Origin of the sequence: Mycoplasmopsis mucosicanis (assembly GCF_006546935.1) — a bacterium.
GTDB lineage: Bacteria > Bacillota_I > Bacilli_A > Mycoplasmatales > Metamycoplasmataceae > Mycoplasmopsis > Mycoplasmopsis mucosicanis.
Window position 1 is genome coordinate 1 of the sequence record NZ_SMDN01000021.1, and the last position, 9,420, is coordinate 9,420.

8 protein-coding genes and 1 pseudogene are annotated in these 9,420 nt (G+C 26.7%); 5 read left to right on the forward strand and 4 right to left on the reverse strand.

Going from position 1 to position 9,420, the window contains the following annotated elements; all coding sequences use genetic code 4:
• Together E1I18_RS03435 and E1I18_RS03440 are read left to right on the forward strand one after the other, a co-directional pair.
• Positions 1–557 (forward strand): IS1634 family transposase (locus E1I18_RS03435; RefSeq protein WP_141484196.1); only part of this gene is annotated, 557 nt, incomplete at its 5' end.
• Positions 558–835: 278 nt separating this feature from the next.
• Positions 836–1,111: a hypothetical protein gene (locus E1I18_RS03440; RefSeq protein ID WP_141484197.1), complete on the forward strand. Its 276-nt coding sequence runs from the start codon at positions 836–838 to the stop codon at positions 1,109–1,111.
• On the opposite strand, the gene E1I18_RS03445 is transcribed toward E1I18_RS03440, so the two are convergent.
• The 3 genes and pseudogenes from E1I18_RS03445 to E1I18_RS03855 form a co-directional block, all read right to left on the reverse strand.
• Entirely contained in the window at positions 1,108–3,681 is a 2,574-nt protein-coding gene (locus E1I18_RS03445; protein ID WP_141484198.1) for a TrlF family AAA-like ATPase, read from the reverse strand. The two genes, E1I18_RS03440 and E1I18_RS03445, sit on opposite strands and share 4 nt — an antisense overlap.
• Positions 3,682–3,809: 128 nt before the next feature.
• A complete protein-coding gene (locus E1I18_RS03455) occupies positions 3,810–4,172 on the reverse strand; it encodes a type II toxin-antitoxin system RnlB family antitoxin (RefSeq protein WP_141484200.1) in 363 nt (120 codons plus the stop codon).
• Between the two features lie 44 nt (positions 4,173–4,216).
• A pseudogene (locus tag E1I18_RS03855) lies at positions 4,217–4,578 on the reverse strand (hypothetical protein).
• Between the two features lie 235 nt (positions 4,579–4,813).
• Between E1I18_RS03855 and galE the strand changes: the two are divergent.
• The 3 genes from galE (at position 4,814) to E1I18_RS03475 (ending at position 8,804) form a co-directional block, all read left to right on the forward strand.
• A complete protein-coding gene (galE, locus tag E1I18_RS03465; protein ID WP_141484201.1) occupies positions 4,814–5,815 on the forward strand; it encodes a UDP-glucose 4-epimerase GalE in 1,002 nt (333 codons plus the stop codon).
• 381 nt (positions 5,816–6,196) lie between these two features.
• Positions 6,197–7,816: a sugar phosphate nucleotidyltransferase gene (locus E1I18_RS03470; RefSeq protein ID WP_141484202.1), complete on the forward strand. Its 1,620-nt coding sequence runs from the start codon at positions 6,197–6,199 to the stop codon at positions 7,814–7,816.
• Positions 7,800–8,804 (forward strand): DMT family transporter, encoded by a 1,005-nt coding sequence (locus tag E1I18_RS03475; RefSeq protein WP_141484203.1) that lies wholly within the window; start codon positions 7,800–7,802, stop codon positions 8,802–8,804. Before E1I18_RS03470 ends, E1I18_RS03475 begins: the two co-directional genes overlap by 17 nt.
• 153 nt (positions 8,805–8,957) lie before the next feature.
• Here E1I18_RS03475 and E1I18_RS03480 read toward each other — a convergent pair whose 3' ends face one another.
• On the reverse strand, positions 8,958–9,278 hold the full coding sequence (locus E1I18_RS03480; RefSeq protein WP_141484204.1) for a DUF6693 family protein: 321 nt from the start codon (positions 9,276–9,278) through the stop codon (positions 8,958–8,960).
• Positions 9,279–9,420 lie beyond the last annotated feature (142 nt).

The window sequence follows — 9,420 nt, forward strand, 5'->3', positions numbered from 1 at the left end:
ATTTTAAAAAGAAACAAAACAAAGAAGGTGTGGTTAGCGCTGAAGATATTATTGGTGTAAAAAAATACAAATTCTTCAAAAAAGTAGGCAATATGAGTTTTACTCTTGATCTAGACAAAATTGAAGATGATGAAAAATTTGATGGATATTATGTATATGAAACTTCCAGAAAAGACTTGAATCCTGAACAAATTGCATCGATTTATCACAAACAATACCAAATTGAAGAGAATTTTAGAACACTAAAAGGAGCTTTATCAATTAGACCAATTTATGTTAGAACACATCAACACATCATAGGTCATTTTATATTAAATTTTATTGCTCTTGTTGTTCTTAAATATACAATTTACGCTATAAACAATTTTTATTATAACAATGGAGTTATAGATAAATACACTAATGAATCATTGATAACATTATTAAATTCATGTTTTGAATACACTCAAAATATAAACAATAAAACTGCAACTAAAAAATTTGTAGAAATAAATCAATTTATTTCAAACATTGAAAAATTTAAAGAAATAAACACAATTATTAAAAATGGTATGTAATAAATTAAAAAAAGCGATTTTTGCGTATAAAATAGCGCAAATTTCGCTTTTTTAGTTTAAACTCCGAAACTCAGGAAAAGAAGGCAAGAAAATTGCTAAACGAAACAGAAATAAATCTATAACTAATAAAGATTTATTCTTTATATCCCAATTTAAATATTACGAATCCAAAGAAAAAACTAAGCGCCGATTAAATTACAAAAACGTATATAAGTTTGTCAATATCGTTGAAATTGATGGATGTAGTCATTACTGACTTAATGTCATAATAAATCACAATGTTGCTTGCTGTCGATGTTGGTACGAATAAAGTTGTTTCAATGCGTTTTGAAGAACAAAAACAAGAACATTGAAATCTGTTTAATGTTCTTGTTTTCATCGAAATGTTGGTTTGGCCAAAAAAACAATCAAATAACGGTATTAAAAACAAAATCATGTTAGTTATTTTTAACAATCATGATATAACATTTACAATTAAACCAACCTATCTCAAGAGGTTCATTTTGTTTGATATTCCTATTTGTTTGTCAGGTAAAATATTGATTGAAATCTAATATAGTTTATACTTTTTATTTCTATTTAACAATGCAGTTTCTCCACCTTCTAATATATCTATAACTACTTTTTGAACCGATTTTCTATCAATCGATCCAATTGCACCATCAATTATTTTTCCTTGTTTATTATGTTCTTCTAATGCAACTATTAATTCAGCATCTCCAAAGACAGGTATATTAGCATTATGTGTAGCTAATATATATTGTCTATTAAACTTATTTTCTCTAAGTATTTTCACTAAATTTTCAGCGATATATGCATTGTCTAAATTATCTTCTGGTTGATCAATTATTAATGGTTCCTTATTTTCTAAAAGTAATATGTTTAAAATAGCTGTACATTGCTGACCTTTCGATAATGAATACATATCCTTAAATTCGTCTCCAACTTTTAACTCTATTTTTGTAAGATCACCCAACATTAATCCTTCTAAATTTCACAACTCTGTCTCATTTAAACTACAAATTTTCTGAGAAATATAATCTGTTAACGAATAAATTTCTTTTATCTTATCTGGACCAAGTCTAATATTTTCAACAAATGTTAGTATATAAAAGTCTTCATATTCTTTAATATGTTGTAATCCTTTATCTCCAACACCATCTATATTTTTCAAACAATTTAATATCTCATTTTTATTTTGAAAACAATGAATCTCTAAACGTTGCACACCATTAAATACATTTTTATTTAATTTTTTAATAGATTTTAAAACATTTTGAGCATATTCGTCATTTGATATTTTACATTTTTCAATAATTTGTTTTCTTTCATTCAATAATTTATTTTTTTGCGATTTTAATGTTTTGATTTTTTTTGTAAATGGTTTAGATTTTACTATGTAAGTTGTTAATCGTCTGTAATCGTCAACTATTTGTTTACTTGACTTATTATGAACACCTTCAATTTCAGATACCAAATTATTGACTTCAGACTCTATAGGATTAACTCTATCTTTCCAATTTTTTATTATTCTATCTATTGCTTCAAGAAGTTTACTTTTTTCCTCTTTAATATTATTAGAAAATCCCTCTATTTTCTCATTGAATTTTTTTAATTCTTGCAGTATTTCAGATATTTCTTCAGATTTTAAAGTATCATTATCTTCAATTTCTAATTTAGAAATTTCACAAACGTAATTCGCCGCGATCTCATGAATATCATTGATATGAGTTCTTTCTATATCTATCTCTGTTATAGACTCTAATTTTTTATCAAGACCCTTCGAATTATATCTCTTTAACTCTTCTTCCTTGCTCGGTATATCGCTTGTTTTTTCCTCAAGTTCATTTATACAATTTGTTATTTCTAGCAGCTTTTTGGTGTTATTACTTAGTTTATTATAATCATTAGTCCTATTATTAATATATGAGGAATCTATATTTATCAATCTACTTACAATTTTAGTAATTTTTGTATCTGATTTGACCGATTCTAATAGTTCATTTTGTCCGTATATCTCTATGTTAGGCAGAATATCATCAACTTTAAATTGTGTAATATCATCATTTTCATCTAAAATTGTTATACTCTGATTATAAGTTTTCCTTATTTTAAATTTAGCACCATCTTGTTTATGAGAAGTTATTGTTAATTCCACATAAGAATCTAAACCTAAATTAACTTTTGCCACTTCTTCAATTTCTTTTTTTGTTAACTCATCATAAATTCCTAATGTATATCTGATTAAATTAATTAATGTAGATTTCCCTGTACCCCTACCACCTATAATTGTGTTGAGTTCATTAGAGAAATTAATATCCAAACCATCCAAATACCCTCCAAAAACTTGTATTCTATCTATAGAACTTTGAAAACAATTTTTCATATCGGATTTTAACTTCACTCTTGATGTTGGGTCTGTAAATGACTGTTTAAATGCTTCAAAAGATAACTCAGACATTTTTAAATATGTACAAGACTCATCAATGTCTAAATCCTCTGGCTTACATATATCCTTGGCATTTATAAGTGCAATATCACTACTTCTTTTATAACTTGGTTCCTTGTTGTTTACTATATTTTTATATTTTGGGTCTATTTTTAATCTGCTATTAGGTATTTGTGCAGCTGTCAACAAATCACTTTGCCAAACTTTATGTAACCCGCCACTTTTTAATATTCCATTATCAGATGTAATATGGGCAGCATACCAAAATCCATTGTTCTCTGTAACTATACGAGCAATATCTAGACAAGATAGATTACTTACTTCAGTACCATTTTCATACTTAGGCATCCCTATTGAACCTAAAATTCTATTCAACTCACTTATTGATGTTGAAGGATCAAAAAGACATACAATATGAATTTTTTCAGCTGTTGTAATCTCAAAACCCGGAAAAACTAAAATATCTTTCTCAGATAAAACTCTCCTGAGCGATTCTGAATTATCGCAATCGCCGTGATTGGCTAAACCAACAATTTTTATATCATTTTCTAAGCATTTTTTTAAAATACTCTCATTATATTCATCTTCATTTAAGTTATCCAAGCCTCTATATTTTGGATAAGAGTATGGATTCACCTGTAATGCACATTTGTAAAATTTTGCGTAATCGACCATATTTCCTCCTATATAGCAATTTGTTATCATTAATTAATGAAATATACTTATCATAATCAATATAATAACTATAAAAATAGTCTATTTTATTAATTATAGTGGTAAAAAATGAAAAAACCGAACGTTTTTTAACGCTCGGTTTTTTCATTTTTCATTATTTTTCTTATTTGTGATTCTGGTAATACAGAATTTTTTAAAGAAGATGGCTGATATTTTAAAATTTCATTTGCTTTTTTAAGTACTTCATTACTCACATTAACATAATTATAATGATTTAAATTTATTGTTCCATCCTCATTTAAAGTAGTTTCAATGAAACGATATTCATTCATTCCCGAACATAATATGGTATCTATCAAGAGTTTTTCTGTTTCAATTGGAGACATTCTAATTGATTTTAAACATCTTGATATCTGAGTTTGATAATCCAACAATGTTACGATAACATCAAATTCAGCTTTTTTTAAACTATTTATCAAATATGTCTTCATTACAACAACTCCATCTTCCTCTAAATAGTTCTCAAAAAAAAGAACTAAAACGTTTTATAATATTTATTTATAAATTTCAACCCATCTAAAATCAATTCACGAGCTGTTTCTATATTAGTTATAACTTGTGTATCCATTGAGTTCTTTGCCCAGTGAGCATAAGGATGTCTCACATTGTTATATCTATTGTACAACTTATTTAGATAATCTATTTGATTATTATTTAATTTTCGCCTTGTTGAATTATACTCATACATATTGGTTGATTTGTTTAATCTAAAATAAGAAAAATTATTTTTACCTTTCGGTGTTGTTGTATTTTTCCTAATTTATCACTCAAAATTCTATGCAAATAAAATTCCATTGCTCTAAAAAGTGGTGTAACCAAACAAGTGTAATCAGGCATTTATCCCGTAAATAGTGTATTAAATACAGCCGATAACAGAGTATTTCTAAGTTTTGTATCACTGTTATTCATTGGAAAATTGGGGAGTATATTAGAAAAGGCATTTTCAACCTCATACTCCTCTATGGTTAAAGCATGATATGTATGAGGTTCATTTTGTTTGGTATTTGAAAAAGTTGCAAAAATATTGTAATATATAAAGAAGTATATTTTTTTTTATTAAAGGATAAGAGAAATGAATTATTTGTTAATTGGTGGTGCGGGATATATTGGGAGTCACGTAGCAGAAGTTATAAACAAAAATACTACTGACAAGGTTATTATTTATGATAACTTATCAACAGGTTTTATTGAATTTGTTGAAGAAAAAAGCAAATTTTACAAAGGTGATATTCTTGATTTGCAGACATTAAAAGGTGTATTTAATGAACAAAAAATTGATGTTGTAATTTATCTTGCTGGTTTAGTTAAAACTGGAGAGAGTATAAAAAAACCACTTGACTACTATGAAACAAATATTCAAGGGTTAGTTAATGTATTGAAAGTTATGCGACTACATAATGTGAATAATTTTGTGTTTTCTTCTTCGGCTGCGATATATGGAAATAATTCATCACATAAGGGCTATTTTGTTGAAGATGATATTAAAAACCCAATTAGTCCTTATGGCAAGTCTAAATATTTTGCTGAACAAATTATTCAAGACTTTGCATACGCAAATCCAGATTTTAACTATACATTTTTAAGATATTTTAATGTTGCTGGTGCTTCTAAAAGTAAGAGAATAGGTTATTTAACTAAAAATAATGAAAAACCTACACACCTTTTCCCTTCAATAAGTTATTATGTATTCGGTTTAATAGATGACTTCAAAATTTATGGTAATGATTATAATACATATGATGGAACTTGTATAAGAGACTATGTTTATGTAGGAGAACTTGCAGAATTACACATACACACGGCTAAAAAAATGTTTGAATTGAAACGATCACTAATTTATAACATTGGTAGTTCTATTGGTTATAGTAATCTCGAAATTGTCAATATGTTTGAGAAAAAAATAGGTCGAAAACTCAACATTAACTATGGACCACGACGTGTTGGTGATCCTGACGTTCTTATAGCATCAATTGATAAACTTTGTAGTGAGTTAAACTACAAAATTAAGACAAACTTAGAAGAAATTGCGCTTTCAGAAATAGAGTTTAGAAAAAAATATAAGACGAATTTTTAGGTTAAAAATGTAAAATTTAATGATTTTATTCGTTAGTCTTTTTCTTATGAATGAATGTAATTTTTGATGTCTTTAATGAATTTAAAGATAAAAGTAGTCAATATATTCAACAAGTTAAAATCATTTTTTATTTATTTAATAAAGTGGAACAGTTTAAACAGAAACAATTTTCTAAAATATAGATTAAGCTTCTTGATTCCGCGTATTATAAACAATAATATAGACTATACCATTTAGAATAATTTAAGCATTTTAGTATAGAAGAAATTTCTTATTTTTGTTTTAATTATTATATTAATATTAGAGAGTTTTTTATCTAAAACCTTTTATTATCTCTAGTATAAAATAACGCAACGTGTGATAATATGTAATAGGACTAATATGAAAAATTCAAATAGTAAAATTAAAAAAAACGCAATAATTTTAGCGGCCGGTTTTGGTTCACGGTTGGTTCCATTAACCTTTGATTCACCAAAAGGTTTAATTCAAATTAAAGATGAGCAATCGATGATAGAGCGTCAGATTGTGTTTTTAAACTCTGTTGGAATATTTGATATAACACTTGTTACGGGTTATTTACACTCTGCTTTTGAAGAAATCAAAAATAAATATAATCTCAATATAATCGAAAACAAGCGATTTAATAGAACAAATTCATTATATTCACTCTTTTTGGCTCAAGACTATCTTTCAAATACATATATTTTGAATTCAGATGCATGAATTAATCACAATTATTTCAATACTGAGCAAGAGTGTCCATACCTTACTGTTGTCTCAAACACACAACCAGATGATGTAGCTTTTGAGTGAAAAGTATCTGTCGATAAAGACAACTTTATACAAAGTCTTAAACCATCAAAATTGAAATTTAACGAATTATTTATTACGGGCCCTGTTTATTTTGATTCCAGTCTTTCGCAAGCTTACAAAAAATTGCTTAATGTTTATATTAAGAATAATGAAATGAAAACAAATGCTTATTGAGAAGAGTGTCTTCTTGAATTAATCAAAACACACAAAATAAAAGCAAATATTCAAACAAATAATGTTTATGAAATTGACGACTTAAATAATCTTAAGGTTGTTGAGCCACAAATGAAAATTTTGCAAAATAACAAATGCATTAGAGAAATATGCGACGTTTTTAATATTGAATTTAATGATATATCTCAGATAGAAACAATCAAAAAAGGTCTTACAAATAACTCATTTTCATTTGTTGTAGATAATACCAAATATGTTTACCGCAATCCAGGAAAAGGTACTGAAAATATAATTGATAGATTGCGTGAACAAAAAGTTTATGAACTTATTCAAAACTTCGAACATGTAGAAAAACTAAAACATTACAATAAAAAAACATTTTCTAAAATATCTTATTTTGCAAATGAACACAAAAATGTCGATTGCTACAATGAAAATGATGTAAAATGTGCATTCAAAACCTTAAAAGAATTTCATAATAAGAAATATATATTAGGTCAAGAATTCAACATTCGTCGTGAGTTGACAAAATATTTGTTAAGAATTACTAAGAGCAAACATTTAGTTAATAAACAAATTGGACTCACAAGAGATATCTATTCAATTTTAGATTTCTTGAATTCCTTAAATGTGCCAAAACAGTTATGCCACATTGATTTTATTCCAGATAACATATTAATAAACAATAATGATGATGTTGTTCTAATTGATTTTGAATATGCAGGTGATTGTGATCCAATGATTGATATTGCTGCTTTTGCTACTAGTGCTTTTTATAATAAAATATGATTAGATAAGACAATAAAGTTTTATTTTGGCGAACAAGGACCAAGTGAACAGGAAATACTTCGTATATATGCATATATGGCACTTTTAGGGCACTTATGATGAATTTGATCACTAGTTTACATTGATAATGGTAATGATATTAATCCAAATTACTCTAACCATATGCTAAAAAATGCTAAATTTTATAGAACACTTTTAAAGGAGAAACTTGAAGATTTTTCTTAAAAATATAAAATTAAACCGCGAAGTAGTTGTTGCTTTATTGGGTGCAATTTTTTGAGCAATTAGTGGTATAGTTATTGCTTTTTTTCAATTTAATACAACTGAAAAAATTGATTTAAAATTTGGTATTTCTACTGCTTTCTTTGTTGATCTTTTTGCTTTGGTGAGTTCATTTTTTCTTGTTCAGATAATCAAAAAACGTTTTAGTTTTAGAGTTCTTTTTCCTTTTAAAAACAAGCGTATTTGAATTTTGTTCCTAAGCAGTTTTTTAGGTGCACCATTAGGCACAGCTATGTATTGAATGGCTTTAATAGAAATAGGCGCTACTAAGGCCAGCGCTATTTCTACTTTATTCCCTATTCTCTCAACAATGTGTGTTTATTTATTTTTAAAAAAGAAAACAAGATGAAACACAATTTTAGGTTTGTTTATTGCAACTACCTGTGCATTTTTACTAGGTTTTATTGCAAACCAACAACAAAGTGGTAGTTGAAAAGGTTATTTATTTATTTCAATTGCTGTTGTAGCTTGAGGTTTTGAAGCTTTTCTTTCATCAATAAGTCTAGAAAGCAATATTGATCCTTATGTTTCAATTTTTCTTAGAAGTTTAACGTCCGTATTAGTATTTTTAATTGTACTACTACCTAGTTTTGGTGCATACAACACACATTTTGGACTAAATTATTTTGTAAAGCAAACATCAAAGCATTTCTATTTGCTTCTAATTGCAGGATTTTTTACAGCAATATCATTTATGTGTTATTATCGCGCTCTTAACAAAATAAGTGTTGCGAATGCAACAAGTATTAATATTACTTATTCATTTTGAACAATGATTTTTGAACCATTACTCATAATCGCAAATCCTAATTGAAAACCTTATCCGTGATATATTTATCTTTTAGGTATTAGCATTCTTGCTGGTGTTATTTTAGGCTTACTTGATCTTAATAAATTAAAAATTAAAAATAAGCATAAAATGCAAGAATAGAATTATAAGTAGTCAAAAATTTAGTTAATTTAATATCGACTTCTAAATTAAATCTTCTATTTCAACTTAACAAAATAGCCTTTTATTGCTACTTTATCAATTAAACAATAAATAAAAAGTACTAAAAAATAGGCCTTATTAGCCTATTAAACTCTACTCAACAATTTCTGTGTGTGATGTGTATCAGTTAATCAATCTTTGTGGAAAGTAGAATGTGTAGTAAAAACCTAGAGTAATTAATGAAAGTAGTCATCATTTGATGTATGATCCAAATAATTGTCCACCTTTTCCATTAAATTTCAATCTTTTTCCACTTAATTGAGTGTTGTTTGTAATGTATCTGTATCTTGCACAAATTACTCATGGAGTTGCAAGTCCTAATGTTAAGAATGAAAGCATAAATAAAATGTTATATACAAACATTTTTCCTCAGTGTCTCATTGGTGATACTAAATATTTTGATTCTTTGTTCATTTTGTCTCCTTATTAATTTGTGAAATCTAAAACATAATGAACCGCTTGAGATAGGTTAGTTTAATTGTAAATGTTATATCATGTTTGTTAAAAATAACTAACAAGATTTTGATTTTAATACCGTTATTTGATAGTTTTTTTT